Origin of the sequence: Pseudomonas sp. NFACC14 (assembly GCF_900106885.1) — a bacterium.
Classification (GTDB): domain Bacteria; phylum Pseudomonadota; class Gammaproteobacteria; order Pseudomonadales; family Pseudomonadaceae; genus Aquipseudomonas; species Aquipseudomonas fluorescens_AA.
On record NZ_FNOA01000014.1, the window covers coordinates 102,818 to 120,195 of the forward strand.

Annotated in this window: 11 protein-coding genes and 1 pseudogene; 3 read left to right on the forward strand and 9 right to left on the reverse strand. The window is 62.0% G+C overall.

The genetic code is table 11. From position 1 onward, the window contains the following. Positions 1-14 precede the first annotated feature (14 nt). From BLU85_RS20195 to BLU85_RS20205, 3 genes are all read right to left on the reverse strand, one after another. Positions 15-1,265 (reverse strand): sarcosine oxidase subunit beta, encoded by a 1,251-nt coding sequence (locus tag BLU85_RS20195; protein ID WP_003177603.1) that lies wholly within the window; start codon positions 1,263-1,265, stop codon positions 15-17. Between the two features lie 21 nt (positions 1,266-1,286). Further along, positions 1,287-2,540: a serine hydroxymethyltransferase gene (glyA, locus tag BLU85_RS20200; protein WP_003206308.1), complete on the reverse strand. Its 1,254-nt coding sequence runs from the start codon at positions 2,538-2,540 to the stop codon at positions 1,287-1,289. A 343-nt stretch (positions 2,541-2,883) separates the two neighbouring features. Further along, positions 2,884-3,600 (reverse strand): TraX family protein, encoded by a 717-nt coding sequence (locus tag BLU85_RS20205; protein WP_092202780.1) that lies wholly within the window; start codon positions 3,598-3,600, stop codon positions 2,884-2,886. Between the two features lie 194 nt (positions 3,601-3,794). On the opposite strand from BLU85_RS20205, the gene BLU85_RS20210 reads away from it, so the two are divergent. After that, positions 3,795-4,835, forward strand: a complete 1,041-nt coding sequence (locus BLU85_RS20210) for a threonine aldolase family protein (RefSeq protein ID WP_092202782.1) — start codon at positions 3,795-3,797, stop codon at positions 4,833-4,835. A gap of 220 nt (positions 4,836-5,055) precedes the next feature. Here the strand turns inward: BLU85_RS20210 and gbcB are convergent, their stop codons facing one another. Then, on the reverse strand, positions 5,056-6,156 hold the full coding sequence (gene gbcB / locus BLU85_RS20215) for a glycine-betaine demethylase subunit GbcB (protein WP_060743118.1): 1,101 nt from the start codon (positions 6,154-6,156) through the stop codon (positions 5,056-5,058). A gap of 284 nt (positions 6,157-6,440) precedes the next feature. Between gbcB and gbcA the strand changes: the two genes are divergently transcribed. Beyond that, complete coding sequence (gene gbcA, locus BLU85_RS20225; RefSeq protein WP_060740294.1) at positions 6,441-7,733, forward strand: glycine-betaine demethylase subunit GbcA; 1,293 nt, start codon at positions 6,441-6,443, stop codon at positions 7,731-7,733. A gap of 102 nt (positions 7,734-7,835) precedes the next feature. On the opposite strand, the gene BLU85_RS20230 is transcribed toward gbcA, so the two are convergent. Beyond that, positions 7,836-9,080 carry a metallophosphoesterase family protein gene (locus BLU85_RS20230; RefSeq protein ID WP_092202784.1) on the reverse strand — a complete coding sequence of 415 codons (1,245 nt, stop codon included), beginning with the start codon at positions 9,078-9,080 and terminating at the stop codon, positions 7,836-7,838. A gap of 27 nt (positions 9,081-9,107) precedes the next feature. Further along, positions 9,108-9,398 (reverse strand): annotated as a pseudogene (locus BLU85_RS31800) (hypothetical protein); the annotation flags it as partial. Between BLU85_RS31800 and BLU85_RS31805 the strand changes: the two are divergent. After that, the gene (locus tag BLU85_RS31805; protein ID WP_371914248.1) at positions 9,324-10,337 is read left to right on the forward strand and encodes a hypothetical protein; all 1,014 of its coding nucleotides are present in this window, start codon (positions 9,324-9,326) and stop codon (positions 10,335-10,337) included. The pseudogene BLU85_RS31800 and the gene BLU85_RS31805 sit on opposite strands and share 75 nt — an antisense overlap. Before the next feature lie 802 nt (positions 10,338-11,139). Here the strand turns inward: BLU85_RS31805 and BLU85_RS20240 are convergent. The 3 genes from BLU85_RS20240 to BLU85_RS20250 form a co-directional block, all read right to left on the reverse strand. Then, positions 11,140-14,592 (reverse strand): GMC oxidoreductase, encoded by a 3,453-nt coding sequence (locus BLU85_RS20240; RefSeq protein ID WP_092202788.1) that lies wholly within the window; start codon positions 14,590-14,592, stop codon positions 11,140-11,142. 1,127 nt (positions 14,593-15,719) lie between these two features. After that, the gene (locus BLU85_RS20245; protein WP_092202790.1) at positions 15,720-16,286 is read right to left on the reverse strand and encodes a GNAT family N-acetyltransferase; all 567 of its coding nucleotides are present in this window, start codon (positions 16,284-16,286) and stop codon (positions 15,720-15,722) included. Positions 16,287-16,604: 318 nt separating this feature from the next. Beyond that, the gene (locus tag BLU85_RS20250; RefSeq protein ID WP_092202792.1) at positions 16,605-17,375 is read right to left on the reverse strand and encodes an electron transfer flavoprotein subunit beta; all 771 of its coding nucleotides are present in this window, start codon (positions 17,373-17,375) and stop codon (positions 16,605-16,607) included. Positions 17,376-17,378: the final 3 nt, after the last annotated feature.

The window sequence follows — 17,378 nt, forward strand, 5'->3', positions numbered from 1 at the left end:
AGGGATTTCTCCTGTTAGTGGGCGACGGCAGCAGCGCCGTGTTCGTCGATCAGTGCGCCGTTGTGGAAACGGTCGATGGAAAACGGCGCGGCCAGCGGGTGCATTTCACCCTTGGCCAGGCTTGCAGCGAAGACGTTGCCCGAACCCGGGGTGGCCTTGAAGCCGCCGGTGCCCCAACCGCAGTTGAAGAACATGTTCGGCACCGGGGTCTTGGAGATGATCGGGCAGGCGTCCGGCGTGGTGTCGACGATGCCGCCCCACTGGCGGTTCATGCGTACGCGGGACAACACCGGGAACATCTCGACGATGGCCTGGACCGTGTGCTCGATCACCGGGTACGAGCCACGCTGGCCGTAGCCGTTGTAGCCGTCGATACCGGCACCGATCACCAGGTCGCCCTTGTCGGACTGGCTGATGTAGCCGTGCACGGCGTTGGACATGATCACGCTGTCGATGATCGGCTTGATCGGCTCGGACACCAACGCTTGCAGCGGATGGGATTCGATCGGCAGACGGAAGCCCGCGAGCTTGGCCATGTGCCCGGAGTTACCGGCGGTCACCACGCCGACGCGCTTGGCGCCGATGAAGCCCTTGTTGGTTTCCACACCGATGCACACGCCGTTTTCCTTGCGGAAACCGATCACTTCGGTCTGCTGGATCAGGTCCACGCCCAACGCGTCCGCCGCCCGGGCAAAGCCCCAGGCCACGGCATCGTGACGGGCCACGCCGCCGCGACGCTGGACGGTGGCGCCCATCACCGGGTAGCGGGTGTTTTTCGAGCAATCCAGGTACGGGATCTCGTCGGCCACTTGCTTGGCGTTGAGCAGCTCGCCATCCACGCCGTTTAGGCGGTTGGCGCTGACGCGACGCTCGGAATCACGGATGTCCTGCAGGGTGTGGCACAGGTTGTAGACGCCACGCTGGGAGAACATCACGTTGTAGTTCAGGTCCTGGGACAGGCCTTCCCAGAGTTTCATCGCGTGTTCGTACAGGTGGGCCGATTCGTCCCACAGGTAGTTGGAGCGCACGATGGTGGTGTTGCGCGCGGTGTTACCGCCGCCCAGCCAGCCCTTCTCGACCACCGCCACGTTGGTGATGCCGTGTTCCTTGGCCAGGTAGTAGGCGGTCGCCAGACCATGCCCGCCACCGCCGACGATGACCACGTCGTAGACCTTTTTCGGGGTCGGCGTGCGCCACATCCGCTGCCAGTTTTCGTGATGGCTGAGTGAGTGTTTGAAGAGGCCGAAGCCCGAATAGCGTTGCATAGTCATTACTCCAAAACCGACTCAGCGATAAACCGGGAAGTCCGCGCACAGGGCCGCCACTTGCTGTGCGACATTGGCCTCGACATCGGCATCGCCGAGGTTGTCGAGAATGTCGCAGATCCAGCCGGCCAGCGTGACGCACTGGGTAACCTTGAAGCCACGGGTGGTCACCGCCGGGGTGCCGATGCGCAGGCCCGACGTCACGAATGGCGATTGCGGGTCGTTCGGCACGGCGTTCTTGTTGACGGTGATGTGGGCGCGGCCCAAGGCAGCATCGGCATCCTTGCCGGTCAGGCCCTGACGGATCAGGCTGACCAGGAACAGGTGGTTATCGGTACCACCGGACACTACATCGTAGCCGCGCTTGATGAACACGCCAGCCATGGCCTGGGCGTTATCGATCACTTGCTGCTGATAAGCCTTGAAGCCAGGCTCCGCCGCTTCCTTGAAGCACACCGCCTTGCCGGCGATCACGTGCATCAGCGGGCCGCCCTGGGCGCCGGGGAATACCGCGGCGTTGAGCTTCTTCTCGATTTCTTCGTTGGCCTTGGCCAGGATCAGGCCGCCACGCGGACCGCGCAGGGTCTTGTGGGTGGTGGTGGTGACCACGTCGGCGTACGGCAGCGGGTTCGGGTACAGACCGGCGGCAACCAGGCCAGCCACGTGGGCCATGTCGACGAACAGCAGGGCACCGACCTTGTCGGCGATCTGACGGAAACGTGGGAAATCCAGGGTCTTGGAGTAAGCGGAGAAACCGGCCACGATCATTTTCGGCTTGTGCTCGACCGCCAGGCGCTCGACTTCGTCGTAGTCGATCAGGCCGGTGGTGGTGTCGATGCCGTATTGCACCGCGTTGTAGAGCTTGCCCGAGGACGACACCTTGGCACCGTGGGTCAGGTGACCGCCATGGGCCAGGCTCATGCCCAGGATGGTGTCGCCGGCCTGCAGCAGGGCCAGGTACACGGCGCTGTTGGCCGAAGACCCGGAGTGCGGCTGGACGTTGGCGTAATCGGCACCGAATAACTGCTTGGCGCGCTCGATGGCCAGGGCTTCGACTTTGTCGACGTGCTCGCAGCCACCGTAGTAGCGCTTGCCCGGATAGCCTTCGGCGTACTTGTTGGTCAGGCCGCTGCCCTGGGCCTCCATCACGCGCTTGCTGGTGTAGTTCTCCGACGCGATCAGCTCGATGTGATCTTCCTGGCGTTGCTCTTCGGCGTTCATCGCCGCCAGCAGCGCATCATCGTAGCCTTGAATTTGGTCTTGTTTGCTGAACATCGCGTCTCTCCCAGCGGCGGCGGTGCGCCTTTCGTCTCGGTGAGGCACGGACCATTCGGTCGTGCCCTTTGGATGCGATGGTATGGCTGGCGCAGGCATGTCAAATGCCTATGGACGCCACGCAAAGGTGCGTTTACGACATAGGAACAGACACGGTCCTGTTTGGACTGGAGACAGGGTCCTTGTGGCGAGGGGATTTATCCCCGCTGGGGCGCGAAGCGGCCCTAAAACCAGACAACTGGGTGTGTCGGATTGATCGAGTTAGCCAGCTTGGGGACTGCTTCGCAGCCCAACGGGGATAAATCCCCTCACCACAGATAAATCCCTAGCGACAGGGTTCTGTTCAGGCCGATAGGTGGCGAACCACAAGCAAAACCAGGAAATGCGCCGGATACAGGCCATACGCCCAGCGCCGCATCGCCGGTGGATGAAAACGACCGGCGTGTCGCAAAAGCACCTGCCCAAGCCATGGCGCGATCAGGCAAGCCACCAGCCCCCACAACGCCACCCCATCGCCCAACCACGCCGTGCCATACAACACCCGCCATTGGTTGGCCGCCACGCAGACCAGTCCCGGCAACAACGCCATGTACAAGGGGCGCTTGAATACCAGCAACATCGCCAGCGGCAGCAGCACACCAAAGAAACCGAACATCAACCGCGACGAAAACAGCGCCGCCAACAGCACCGCCAACAGCACCGCCATCACCGCCAGGCATCGCGCCTCCAGGCTGGGCGTTTGCCAACAGCGCGCCACCAACAATCCCAGCACCAAGGTTGGCATCACATTCAGGGTGCTGGGATCAGGAATGAACAAGCGGTAGGGCATTTCGCTGACGGCACTGAATAGCAGCAGCCAGCCCAGGTACCGCCATGGAGCGACGCTGGCACCGCTGCGCGCCAGATTCGCCGCCATCGCCAGGCAGAACCACGGGAATGCCAGGCGTCCCGGCACATAGAACCAATCGACGGAAAAACCGACATATCGCAGATGATCGAGGACCATCGACAAAAGAGCCAACCACTTGAGCAGGTCCAGGGCCCCGTCACGCCGGTTCATGTATAAAGCCGCGCGATGAGATTGATACTTTCCGACAGAAACATCCGGTGTGTTCCCCCACTAATCTTGGGTAAAGTGCGCACCAGTATCGACCACGGCGCTGTGGACCCAAACACGCCGGACCAGGGAACGCCCCATCCGGGCATTCCGCCAGGGATCTCTTTATCCAGGACTCTCTATTCAGGAGCAAGGCCATGACCGACAAGAGTCAACAGTTTGCCAGCGACAACTATTCCGGCATTTGCCCCGAAGCCTGGGCTGCCATGGAAGAAGCCAACCAGGGTCACCAACGTGCCTATGGCGACGATGAGTGGACCCACCGCGCGGCGAACGATTTCCGGGCCTTGTTCGAAACCGACTGCGAAGTGTTCTTCGCGTTCAACGGCACGGCGGCCAACTCCCTGGCCCTGTCCTCGTTGTGCCAGAGTTATCACAGCGTGATCTGCTCGGAAACCGCCCACGTCGAAACCGACGAATGCGGCGCACCGGAGTTCTTCTCCAACGGCTCCAAGCTGCTGCTGGCACGCACCGAAAACGGCAAGCTGACCCCCGAGGCGATCCGCGAGATCGCCCTCAAGCGCCAGGACATCCACTACCCCAAGCCTCGGGTCGTCACCCTGACCCAAGCCACGGAAGTCGGCAGCGTCTACACGCCGGATGAAATCCGCGCCATCAGCGTCACCTGCAAGGAACTGGGGCTGAACCTGCACATGGACGGCGCGCGCTTTTCCAACGCCTGCGCCTTCCTCGGCTGCTCCCCGGCGGACCTGACCTGGAAAGTCGGCGTGGACGTGTTGTGCTTCGGCGGCACCAAAAACGGCATGGCGGTAGGGGAAGCGATTCTGTTCTTCAACCATGACCTGGCCGTGGATTTCGACTACCGCTGCAAACAGGCCGGGCAACTGGCCTCGAAAATGCGCTTCCTGTCAGCGCCCTGGGTCGGCCTGTTGCAAGACGACGCCTGGCTCAAGCACGCCCGCCACGCCAACCACTGCGCCCAATTGCTGGCAGAGCTGGTCAACGACATTCCCGGCGTGGAACTGATGTTCCCGGTCCAGGCCAACGGCGTTTTCCTGCAACTGTCGGAACCGGCCATCGCCGCACTGACCGCCAAGGGCTGGCGCTTCTACACCTTCATCGGCAAGGGCGGCGCACGGTTCATGTGCTCGTGGGACACCGAAGAAGCGCGGGTGCGGGAACTGGCGGCGGATATTCGGGAAGTGATGGCGGGCTAAGGAAAGACACACTCAAGGCCGGTCCCCACCACTGCCTGGGCCGGGGACATGGTTAACCTGTGGCGAGGGGATTTATCCCCGCTGGGGCGCGAAGCGGCCCCAAAAACAGCCGACTCTGATTGATCTGACACACCGGGTGCCTGGTTTTAGGGCTGCTTCGCAGCCCAGCGGGGATAAATCCCCTCGCCACAAGCGCTCATCACCCGCCAGAGAGAACGGATCAGAACTCGATCCGCACATCCCCCTTCGGCACGCTGCAGCACGACAGGATGTAGCCCTCGGCCTCATCGTCCTCGGTGATGCCGCCGTTGTGATCCATCTCCACCTCCCCGCCCAGCTTCAGTACCTTGCAGGTGCCGCAGATGCCCATGCCGCAGGCCTTGGGGATCATCATGCCGAGCTTGGCGGCGGCGGCGTGGACGGTTTCGCCCGGGCCCACGCGGATGCTCTTGCCAGAGGAGGTGAATTCCACCAGGTGCAGGTCCGCCGCATCGACTTCCGGCGCGTCGGCCGCCTGTTCGGCCTGTTCCACGGCGTCGGCGCGGGCTTCCGGTGGCGTGGCGCCGAAGGATTCTTCGTGGTAACGCTTCATGTCGTAGCCAGCGGCTTCCAGCAGGCGCTTGACCGCGGTCATGTACGGGGTCGGACCGCAACAGAACACTTCGCGCTCGAGGAAGTCGGGCACCATCAATTCCAGCATCTTGTGGTTCAGGTAACCGCGATACCCGGCCCAAGGCTCGCCCAGGCCATGTTTTTCACAGATCAGGTGCAGGCTGAAGTTGTCGATCCGCGACGCCATGTGTTCCAGCTCGCGGTGGTAGATGATGTCCTTGGGCGACCGGGCGCTGTGGATGAAGGTCATGTCGACATTGGCGTTGGTGTCGTAGAACCAGCGGGCCATGGACATGCACGGCGTGATTCCCACGCCACCGCTCAGGTACAGGACTTTCGGGCTCGGGAAATCGATGGCGTTGAACAGCCCCACCGGCCCGTGCACCGCCAGCTCCTGGCCTTCATGCAACGTATCGTGCAGCCAGTTGGACACCTTGCCCCCCGGCACGCGCTTGATGGTGACCGAGAAGCTGTAGGGCACCGACGGCGAGCTGGAGATGGTGTAGGAGCGCATGATCGGCTGGCCTTCGATTTCCAGCTCCAGGGTGACGAATTGCCCCGGCTTGAAAAAGAACATGATCGGCTGATCGGCCATGAAGCAGAAGGTGCGCACATCCCAGGTTTCCTGGATGACTTTGACGCAACGTACGATATGTCGGCCATTGGCCCAGGTCTGGGTGGTGACCGGGTTCAGGAAGTTATTGGACATGCTGATCTCCACGGCCGACTGTCGGCCTTCATGATGGCGATTGTGCGCAGGCGCCTGGGTGACCATTTACCTATCTGCGACATTCACATACTTATCGCGACCAGCCCTTAACTACCGGGGCTTGCGCGTCGGGAACAGATTGGGCCATGTCGCCCATGGATAAGGTTCGGCCCCTTCGCGGCCCCACACTCGCCCCAACAGATAAACAAAGTTTTCTGCCTTGCGTAGCACAACCGATTAGTCATTTTCACCGGCTCCGCTTAGAGGGCCACGAGGATAAAACGATGGACACCACTACCCTGAGCCTGGGCGATCCGCTGGAACCCGCACGCAAGGCCACCGCGCAAATGCTGCAAGAGCGCGAGCGCACCTTCTCGCTGCCGCAACCGTTCTACAGCGATGAGCGCCTGTTCGACATCGACATGCAGGAAATCTTCCAGAAGGAATGGTTGATCGCCGGCATGACCTGCGAGATCCCGGCCAAGGGCAACTACCTGACCCTGCAAGTGGGCAAGAACCCGATCATCGTGATCCGCGGCGCCGACGGCGTGGTCCACGCTTTCCACAACGTCTGCCGCCACCGCGGTTCGCGGCTGTGCACCAGCGAAAAGGGCAAAGTCGCCAAACTGGTCTGCCACTACCACCAGTGGACCTACGAGCTGGACGGTCGCCTGCTGTTCGCCGGCACCGAGATGGGCGCCGACTTCGACATGAAGCAGTACGGCCTCAAGCCTGTGAACGTGAAGACCGCAGGCGGCTACATCTTCATCAGCCTGGCCGAGAATCCGCCGGCCATCGATGATTTCCTGTCGACGCTGAACCATTACATGGAACCGTACGACATGGAAAACACCAAGGTGGCGGTGCAAACCACCTTGATGGAAAAGGCCAACTGGAAGCTGGTCCTGGAAAACAACCGCGAGTGCTACCACTGCGGCGGTTCGCACCCGGAATTGCTCAAGACCCTGCTGGAATGGGACGACGTCACCGACCCGCGGGCCGACCAAGCGTTCAAGGACCACGTGGCCGCTTCAGCCGCCGCCTGGGACGCCGAGAAGATCCCTTACGCCCACGCCAGCTTCGGCCTGCGTAACCGCATCGTGCGCATGCCACTGCTCAAGGGCACCGTGTCGATGACCATGGACGGCAAGCAAGGCTGCGCCAAGCTGATGGGCCGCATCAAGAACCCGGACCTGGGCTCGATGCGCATCCTGCACCTGCCGCACTCGTGGAACCACTGCATGGGCGACCACATCATCGTGTTCACCGTGTGGCCGATCAGCGCCCAGGAAACCATGGTCACCACCAAGTGGCTGGTGCACAAGGACGCCGTCGAAGGCGTGGACTACGACGTCGCGCGCATGCGCCAGGTCTGGGACGCCACCAACGACCAGGACCGTCGCCTGGCCGAAGAAAACCAGCGCGGCATCAACTCCACCGCCTACCAGCCTGGCCCGTACTCCAAGACCTATGAGTTCGGCGTGGTGAACTTCGTGGACTGGTACAGCGAGCGCATGCTCAACAACCTCGGGGCCGAGCCAGCGCCTTACCTCAAGGGCGTTCCGGTCCAGGGTTAAGTCAGAAGCATCGCGAGCAAGCTCGCTCCCACAGGTTTTGTGAACGACACAGAACCCCTGTGGGAGCGAGCTTGCTCGCGATAGCGGCCTGACACTCACCGTCTACTTGGAAGACCACCGCACACTGCCATCCTCCCCATAAAACGTCTCCTCGATGTTTTCCCCCACCAACCGCACCTTCACATACCCGTTCAATACCCGCTCCGGATACGCCTCGTCCCCCGCCAATCGAGTCTCCGACCACAGCACCCGGGCATGCCCGTTCAGCTCGCTGGTGGTGCCGTAGGGAATCGCCCCATGCCCGGCGCAGCGTGCATGCAGCCCGCCCTGGGTGGCGTAGCAGATGCCGTTGTGCAAATGCCCCCAATACCAGTAGTCCGGCTCACGCCCCAGGGCATCGCACACCGGTTGGTAGAGGGCGGTCTTGTTGTGCCCGGAAATATCGAAGCCCTGGTGATGACTGAGCACCATCAACTTCTTGCGCTTGGGCAGGGTTTTCATCCACTCGATCTGCGGGGTGTTGAGGGTGCCGTCCATGTACAGGTTCATCGCGTCCGAGGCGTAGGCACTGTCCAGGCCAACCACCAGCCAGTCGTCGTTGTACAAGGCAAAGTAACTGGTGCCCTGTTGCACCGGAAAACGCTTGGCCAGCTCCTTGAAATAGCCGTGGGCGCCGCTGTACATCTCGTGGTTGGAGTTGAGGGTGAACGAGCCGTGCTTGCCCTGGGGCCAGCCGACCATGTCGACGTCTTCCTGGGAATGGGTACCGGCGTAATACACATCACCCAGATGGATGGTGAAGTCAGCCTGGGCCAGTTGCATCTGGTTGGCCACGGCCACCGCCGGTGCATGGCTGTCGAACGGCCCGGTGCCCCAGTCGCCGGCGATGGCCAGCACCACGTCGCTGTCCATTTTCACCAGCGCCGGGTTGGTGGCGAACGGCGCATGGTGGCGCAGGTTCTCGATCCACTTGAGCAGCGCCTCGCTCCACAACAGATCCAGCAACTCCCATTTGCGACAACCGAGCAAGGTGCCGTCCTTGAGCACCCGGGTCGGCAGTTCGTCTTCGCTTTGCGGCAACGGCGTGGGGTTGCCGATCTTCAGGATCGACAGGCCGTGGGCCAGCTCCCAGGGCACGGCCGGCTCGTCATCCGGGAGGTCGCCATGCTCGATGACGTGCCGCGCCTGGTCGTGCCCGCACTGCAGCAGTTTGACGATGGCCTGGAACTCCTCAGGCTCCAGGTCGTTGACGAGTTTCTTCCAGGACATCTCCAGCCGTGTGACCAACCCGTGCAGGCGGACCTTGACCTTGTCGAACTCATGTTCCCAATGGTGCAGTAATGACATGTGGACGCTCCTTCGCAATGCCCTGGGCTACAGGGTCTTCATGAATTCGATCAGGGCCCGTTTGTCGACGTCCGACAACTGCGTGCCATACAGGTGGCCGCCGTTGTGGTTGCCTTCCAGGCGGGTGTCGTATTTGAAATCCGCCGATGCTTTCATCTGTGCACCGCGGGTGACGAAGCCGACCTTCTCCTGGTCGTAGATGTCGGAGCCGGTGTAGAACACCTGCGGGCGCTGTTCCGGTGGTTGCAGCAAGTCCCACAGGGTCGGCACCGAGCCGTTGTGCAGGTACGGCGCCCGCAGCCAGATGCCGTCGGTGGGGGTGTTGCTGTAGCTCTGGGTCTTGCGGTAGGCGCCAAAGTCGAACGGCGGTTTCTTGAAGCCGTGGAACGCCGTCACCAGGCCGGTGGTGAACGAGTTCAGCCGGTGGGGGTCAGTGCCCAACTGGTCGATGTGGGTGGTGACCTGGCCGGTGTCGCTGCGGCCGAAGTCGTGACAACCGGCGCAGTTTTTCTCCCAGATCGGTTTGCCCTGGGCGACTTTCTCCTGGTCCAGGGCGAACGGCCAGGCCGGTGCCTTGTGGCCCAGCAGCCAGTTGGTCACCCGGTTGAAACTCGGCGGCAGCACCGATTCCGGCGTCGCGCCCACGGCCATGGCCGCTGCGTAGTTGCGCTCGTGGATCTGGTTGTTATTGCCGTCCCAATGCAGGTACATGGACTCCCGGGGTTTCTGGTTCCAGACCTGTGGCAGATCCACGGTGCCGATGGTGGAGTCATCCGGGAAGCCGAACACCACCATTTTGGTCGGGTTGAAGGTGTCGGTCCGCCCAGGTCCCTGGGCCGGACGCAGCTTCTGCCAGGCATAGGCCTGCTTCTGCTTGAGCAGCGCACTCTTGGCCATCGGGATGATCAAGTAACGGTTGTACAGTTTTTCGAAAAAACCCAACTGGAACTTGCCATTGATCGCCGCCATCACCGCCTCGGGGGTGAATTTCGGGTCGCTGGCGCAATCGTAGGCGAACCACTGGAAGGCTTGCAGTTGCAGGGTATTGGCCGGCGCGGCGGCGACCGGCACTGCCACGTCAGTGGCATTGGCCCGGTAGGAACCGGTGTGGCACAGGGCGCAATTGGGCTCGACCGTGGGGTAACCGAGTTGCCGCTTGGCCATGCCGATGGGCAGGTCTTTGCCGTTTTCATAGAGAAAACCGAACACTTCGTAGCCGCCGGGCTTGGGCAGTTTTTCCGGGCACATTTGCGGTAGCACGGCGAACAGGTAGTAGGGAATCCGCGCCTCGATGCCCAGGCCGATGGCGGCGTATTTGTAATGGTCTTCGTCGGAGGCGAAGTCCGGTTGCGGCACTTCCCGGATCATTTGGTACCAGGTCTGGTAGCCAATGAACCCCAGCAACACAACCACCACCAACATGCCAACCTTGAACCCATGGCTCTGCCAGCGCAGCGCCCAGCCGGCGCGCCACTCCCGCCAACCGGCGCAGAGCAAGGCCAGCGGACGATTGGCCACCGGGCTGCCCAGGTACAGCAGCACGCCCAGGATCAGGAACATGCTCAGGTCGCCCATCAACATCGGCACAAACAATTGGCCCTGGTTATTGGTGTTGATCAGGTAGACCCAGAACACCACCGCCACCAGCCGCGACAACACGCACAACCACGAATGCACCACGAAACGCGGCGCGTTGAATCCCGAGGGCATGTAGAACAGGCTGATCCCCACCAGCAACATGCCGGCGTTCTCCAGCCAGGGATCGGACAATACCGGTGGCAGGCCGATCATGGACGTCAGCAATGCCGGCGCGAACAGTGCCGGAATCGCGAACACCATGTTCATGACGATCCCGACCCAGATGATGCGTTGGAACCAGCGGATGTAAGTGTTCATAGGCATCCTTTTTCTTATTCTTGACTCACGATATGCGGCGCTCTGACGATCGCCATCGCGAGCAAGCTCGCTCCCACACTGGATGTGTGGCGTGCACAAAATCGGCGGCACATGGCCCCTGTGGGAGCGAGCTTGCTCGCGATGCAGACCACTCGGTCTTGCGTCAACCGAGGGCAGTCTTCTCCAAGTGCCCAAGAATGATCGGATACACATCCACCACCGCATCCTTGCCGAACATGCAGTCGATGTGACCGTACCCCGGCACTTCGTAGCGGCTGAACAACTGCGGGCCATGCATCTCGCACAGTCGCTCGTAGGTCTTGAGGGTGCTTTGCGGCAGGTAGCACTGGTTGTCGGCGCCGCTGATGAAGCAGATCGGCAACTTCAACCGATCGAAATGCGGCATGTAGACGTCGTTGCCCTTGAAGTCCACCAGGTGCCCCTTGCGCACGATCAGCGCCAGGTGCTCGAAGGTCTGGATGTTCGACTCGCCGAACAACTCATGCAGGTTGTCGTGCAGGGTTTCGTTGAGGGTGTCGTGGCGGTACAGCGATGCATACATGAACGTGATGCGATGGCAGACCGGGTTGGTGCAATAGCCCTGGGCCTCGATCCGGGCATAGCCGTTGAGGGCCTTGTCGTAGAGTTTGTTGAACCAGCTTTCCTTGGTGTCGGCGTAGGCCGTGAGGGACTTGATGCCGATGGCGTCGAGCATCCCCGGCAAGTGCAGACCGGCCTTCAGACCGGTGGCGGTGGCGACCACCGTGTCGGCGGCGATCTGCGAGCAGACCACCGAGCGCACGCCCTGCAGCCCCGCCAGCATCGACATGAAGAACGTCGTCGCGCCGTAGCAATGCACCACGCACTGCACGTCACGGGCCAGGGTCGCTTGCTGGATCTGCTCAATGGCGGCCTTGAAATCGTACTGGGCCACCTGGTCGCCGTTCCATTCGTGCTTGCTGGCCGGCAGCAGGATGCTCACCCGCAAGTCCAGGAGCCAGACGTCGTACTCGTGCTTGCACAGATACTCCAGCAAGTTGGTGTGGATGGTGTCGGTGGAGAAGATGTTCGAGCCCACGCCCAAGCCATGGACCAACATCACCGGGCCTTTGGTGCCGGCCTCGTACCGGGTCAGGCGCAGCTCGACGTTGTCTTCGGTCTGGAAGAAATGCACGACCGGCGCCGGCGCATCCAATGGCCGTTTCAACCGGGGCGGCGCGTCCGGGTTGAAATAGACGTCGCCGGCGAAGACACCGCCGTAGCTCTCCCACAGGATCCCGGCAAAGAACTTGCCGAATCGCGCCAATGCCTCCACGCGCTCACGCTCGTTGCGCGCGTTGAGCACTTTCATGGTGGTCATCTGCTTGGCGAAGTCGGCCGGCAGGATGTGCATCACGCCGCAGCCAATCACTGCGCCGGTCTTGTCCGGCCCGCGATAGAGCGTGACATAGAGTGTGCTGGTGTCGTGCCAGATGTTCAGCACGCCGTTGTCCTCGGGCACGGTCTTGAAGGCGCTGAAGTAGTAGTCGTTGCCGTCCTCGGCGGTCAGCTTCATGTCGTAGTTCATGTGCCGTACGCCGACCTGTTCCTGATACTGCTCGAACAGGTTGAACACCCCATTGCTGGCCACCAGCGGTTGCGGTGAGAGCAGCGGTGCATCGAGGGTGCCCACCAGGGTTGCGGCGTGTTCCGGCTCCTTGATCAGACGGTTGAGGTCGGCGGCGGTGATGGTCAGGGTGAACTCGATGGGCGAGTTGTCGGCCTTGCCGCGCTTGGCCGCCGCTGCGTACAGGCTCAGATCGGTGCCCTGGGCCTGAGTGAAGGCCGTGGAGAAGTAACCCTTCATGGTTTCGGTGAATTGCACGCCGAGGGTCGGTGGCGCCACCGCTTTGCGCGGGGCCGAGGGCAGCGTGTAGTCGATGATCCAGCCACGGTCGGCCGCCAGCAGCCCCATGTTGCGCTCGCTTACCGCCGAGATGGTCAGCAGCGGGTTGACCGCCAGGGACGTGGGGATCACCGCACCGTCAGTCACGTACAGGCCCGGGTAGACATCGGTGCCGCTGGCGCCACTGAACACCTGGCCCTTGTGGTTGACCACCCCTTGCGTGGCGTCCTCACCCATCACGCAACCGCCCAGGGGGTGGACGGAGACGATGCTGTGCTTGAGCAGCTTGGTCCAGATCGGGTTCTCGACCCATATCCCGCCCAGGGCCTTGGTGCTCTGGTGCAGCCGTTCGTTGCCGAGGGTGACGTTCTCCTGTTCGCCGACGCCGGGCCAGTCGATGCGCAACTGGTCCTTGTTGTCGAGCAGCATGCGGCCCTTGGCGTTGTCATGGCTCATGATCAAGTAGGTCTGCATGTTGTGCAGCGCGCCGTAATAAGGCCCGCGCAGGAAGCTATCGGCCTCCCGGCCCTTGTACTTGAGGCTGGCACCGAAACCGGTGTCAGTGGGCACGCCGATCATTTCGGCAAACGCCGCCATGCTCGGCACCATGGCCCGGCCGAGGGCACCGGGAATCGAACCCTCCTCGATGACCATGCGGCTGCGCCAGTCGCCTTCGGTGCGCATGTCGATGACTGAGGTGATGCATGGCCCCACCGGCTCCAGTTCCTTGGCCGGATGGGCACCGAAACCGATGCCGTTGATGACCTGGTCGCAGTTGTGGCCGAACCCGAGGATGTCGCCGTTGCCGCTCATGTGCTCGCCCAGTTGGCCGGACATGGCCAGGCCCTTGTCCCGCGAGCGCAACATGATTTCGGTGGAGCCCAGGGTGCCGGCGGACACCACCACGATATCGGCCCGCACGAACAACGTGGGTGCCGAGAACAGCTCGCGGCCGCTGTCCAGGTATTGGAAGTGCACGATCCAGCCGTCGCCGTCGCGCTCCAGGTGCCGCACCTCGGCCTGGCAGAAAATCTCCGCGCCGTGGTTCCAGGCGTCCGGCAGGTAATTCATCAGCGTGGTGTTCTTGGCCTTGTTGTTACAGCCCGAGACGCAATCGCCACAGCCATTGCAGGGCAACTGCTCGACGCCGACGTGGTTGAGGTTGTTGGGCAGCTTGTCGAAGGTCACATTGATCGGCGGCTTGTAGAAATGCGCGCCTTGCTTGAGGTAATCGGCCGACTTCTTGTGGGCGTCGAGCTTGGGCAGGTTCGGTTCCGAAGCCGGGTAAGGGTTGGGCTTGAGCATCTCCCGGGCCCGGGCGTAGCCGTCCTTGAGCAGCGTGTCGCGGTGCTCCCGTACCGCCAGGGGCCAGCGCGGGTCGTCGAATACGCCAGGCTCCGGCTCCAGCGCAACGTTGGCATTGATCAGCGACGTGCCGCCCAGGCCGCAGCCGACCACCACGTTCTGCTGGGCGTTGACGTGCAGGTCGAACAGCCCGGTGCGCGAGCCGATGTGACCGTCGGGGTCATGGACCTGCAGTTCCTCGGTGGCCGCGAGCAGGGTGTTGGGGTATTCGCCGGGCTGGATCTCCCGGCCACGCTCCAGCAGGCACACCTTGCGTCCGGCCCGGGACAGGCGCGAGGCAGCAATGCCGCCACCGTAGCCGGAACCGATGACGATCACGTCGTAGTGCTCCTGGATATCACTGATGGGGGTTGAGATCCGTGTCATGTTCAAGTCCTCTCAGGCAGAAGGGGCAACTCTGCGGTTGCCTGCAAATCGACAGGCGCACGAACGCCTGGCCACTGTCCCGTGCAGGGTCCAGCGGCAGTCAGCGGTGCTACAGGGGGAAAAACCGGACGCTATAGACGTGCACGCTGATTGGCGGCGCGACGGTGGATGCGTTTATGCAGCGAAGCGGGCGGTGCCGGGACGCAGATCAGCAGGGGGAGCGGGTGCGAGCGGGGGTGCTTGCCATCCATCATGTGTTCTCCCTGAACCTGATGTGGATAAAGTGCGATGTCCTTGTGCCATGGAAGTGAAGACAGCCGACAGACCTGCGTCAAGGCTAGGCCTTAGAACTGTATGAAATTTGATCTATCGCGATTGGCGCTATGCGGGCCGTGGCCTGCAGCGTTTGGCGAACAAGTTATCCACATGGCCGCCCACAGCAAATGGGGACAAGTGTGCGTATGTCGGGCATTTTCTCGGTGGCAAAGTGAATAAAAACCGTGACTTATGGACAATCACGGTTTTCCGGGGGCATCGGTTGTTTTTTGACCAAATCCCCGTAAGCCCCGCCAAGCATGGGCTGTGGCGGTGAGCAAACACCTTATCCACAGAAGCGCCAACAGTGTTTGGGGGTAATTTTGACGATTCTGTGGAAAACCCTTTGGGAGGCTTGTAAATCGCGGTTTTCGGGAAGTTTTACCGATAAAAACCGCCAATCGATCATTTTATGATCAACCCACTGAACGCCCCGTCCCATATGGCTTGCAGCGTTGAGCGAACATCTTATCCACAGAAGCGCCAACAGAGATTGGGGGCAAGTTTCGCCTGAGAGGAGTCGTTATTCACAACAAAAAGCCAATAAAAACCGTGGGTTAGACTGGCTACTTTTTGATCGCAGGCTGGTAGGGCCCGATTTGCATGGGGTGCAGCAAGGGGCGAACAGGTTATCCACAGGCGGATGCACAAGGATTGTGGGTAAACACATGCCCCTGTGGGAGCGAGCTTGCTCGCGATGGCGGTGCGTCAGTCAACATCGATGCCACTGATCTACCGATATCGCGAGCAAGCTCGCTCCCACAGGGATTTGGGCCAACCTGTGCCCCGCGCCAGGGTTGCCGCTGTGCCGGCTAAGGCCGATGCATGAGGTAGGCTGCCCCCGTCACCCGAATCATCGGATGCGGGACGACCTGACAGGTTTTGACGATGCCAAAGCCATGGCGCTCATAAAAACGCCGGGCGCCGGTATTCGCGGCGTAGTCGATCAGGCTCAGGCCCTTGAGTGCCAGTTGATCGGCACGCTGTTGCGCCAGTTCGAGGAAGCGAACGCCTAGCCCCTTGTTACGCCAGCCTTCATGCAGGGCCAAGCTTGAAATATAGAGGGTGTCGGGCACTTCCATGTCGGCGTAGGGCGCCAGGATCGGGTCTGTGACTGGGGCCGCCTGTGGATCATGGCGCGTGACATAAGCGTGCATCATGCCGATGACCTGTCCGTTGGCCTGGGCGACAAGGCAGTTCTGGTAGGAAAAATCGACACCTTCCCGGGCATAACGCGCGGCGCCCACGTCAAGGAGATCCTGGCCGGGCTCTGCCAGCTGGCTCCAGATGTAATCCGACGCACCCTCCGAGGAGATCCGGAACAAACGAGCGATCTCCCGTGTATCCGTGGGCAAGGCCGGACGAATTGCTACTTCCATTGATAGGACTCCATTGGCGATGAAACGACCTTTTTCACCCACAGGCTTGAGACGCGGCAACCCGCCAGGCCAGCGGTTTTATGACCGGATGTTGCAGTAGGTCAGGTGGGTGTTTTTTGAGCGCAGGCCTGGATGGTCTGGTTTACGGCGGGGGCCAAGCAGGTTATCCACAGAGGCACACAGCAATGGTGGGCAAACACTGCCCTCCTGTGGGAGCGAGCTTGCTCGCGATAGCGCGTGTCAGCGCAGAAGATGCAACCTGACATACCGCCATCGCGAGCAAGCTCGCTCCCACAAAGGATTCAGGTATTCCTGGGTTTAGCGAACAACCCCTTCCTCAATCAACAACTTGAGAATGGCCTCGGCCCCGGCCTCCGGGCTCACGCCCTTGAGCACTTGCCCGCCTCCGCCGCTGGCCTTGGCCGTGGCGGCTTTCATGCGGTCGGCGCCGCTCTTGGCCTTGATCACTTTCAAGCGCTTGGGGCGTGGCTTGGCCGGTTGCAGGGTCGCCACCGCCAGCAAGGTGTCGTCGATCACTTCGACTTCCTCGGCATGCAATGCCCCACGCCGGGCCGGGCCGTAGGCGCTTTGCCGAGGTTTTGGCGCGGCGTTATCCACAGTGGCCAGGAATGGCAGGCGCACTTTGAGACGGCGTCGTTGGCCGCGGGGCAAGGCTTGCAGCACCAGCGCCACGCCGCTGTCGATGGACTCGACCTGGGCCAGTCCCACCACCAACGGCCAACCGAGGTTTTCCGCCAGCAGAAAGGGAAGCATGCCCGAGCCTTCACCGGTTTCCGCCTGGCTGCCGGTGAGCACCACTTGGGCACCAGCGTCACGCAGATAGTCGGTCAGGGCCGGCAGGGCGTCGCCCCCGTCGGGATTTTCCAGGACGTGGAGTTCATCCAGGCCCATGCCCAGGTAGGCGCGCAGGGCCGGTTCGGCCACGTCACCGGCGTGCAGCACTTGCAGGTCGTTGCCGGCCAGTTGCAGGCCGAGCTCCACGGCCCGGGCGTCCTGTTCGGCGCGCCGGGGCCGACCGGAAGTGGGGTGGGCGCCGATGGACACGAGGCTGATCACTTGGGTACTCATCAA

Coding starts and splice junctions, on each gene's coding strand:
- BLU85_RS20195 (WP_003177603.1), bottom strand. CDS start 1,265: ATGCAACGCTATTCGGGCTTCGGCCTCTTCAAACACTCACTCAGCCAT.
- glyA (WP_003206308.1), bottom strand. CDS start 2,540: ATGTTCAGCAAACAAGACCAAATTCAAGGCTACGATGATGCGCTGCTG.
- BLU85_RS20205 (WP_092202780.1), bottom strand. CDS start 3,600: ATGAACCGGCGTGACGGGGCCCTGGACCTGCTCAAGTGGTTGGCTCTT.
- BLU85_RS20210 (WP_092202782.1), top strand. CDS start 3,795: ATGACCGACAAGAGTCAACAGTTTGCCAGCGACAACTATTCCGGCATT.
- gbcB (WP_060743118.1), bottom strand. CDS start 6,156: ATGTCCAATAACTTCCTGAACCCGGTCACCACCCAGACCTGGGCCAAT.
- gbcA (WP_060740294.1), top strand. CDS start 6,441: ATGGACACCACTACCCTGAGCCTGGGCGATCCGCTGGAACCCGCACGC.
- BLU85_RS20230 (WP_092202784.1), bottom strand. CDS start 9,080: ATGTCATTACTGCACCATTGGGAACATGAGTTCGACAAGGTCAAGGTC.
- BLU85_RS20240 (WP_092202788.1), bottom strand. CDS start 14,592: ATGACACGGATCTCAACCCCCATCAGTGATATCCAGGAGCACTACGAC.
- BLU85_RS20245 (WP_092202790.1), bottom strand. CDS start 16,286: ATGGAAGTAGCAATTCGTCCGGCCTTGCCCACGGATACACGGGAGATC.
- BLU85_RS20250 (WP_092202792.1), bottom strand. CDS start 17,375: ATGAGTACCCAAGTGATCAGCCTCGTGTCCATCGGCGCCCACCCCACT.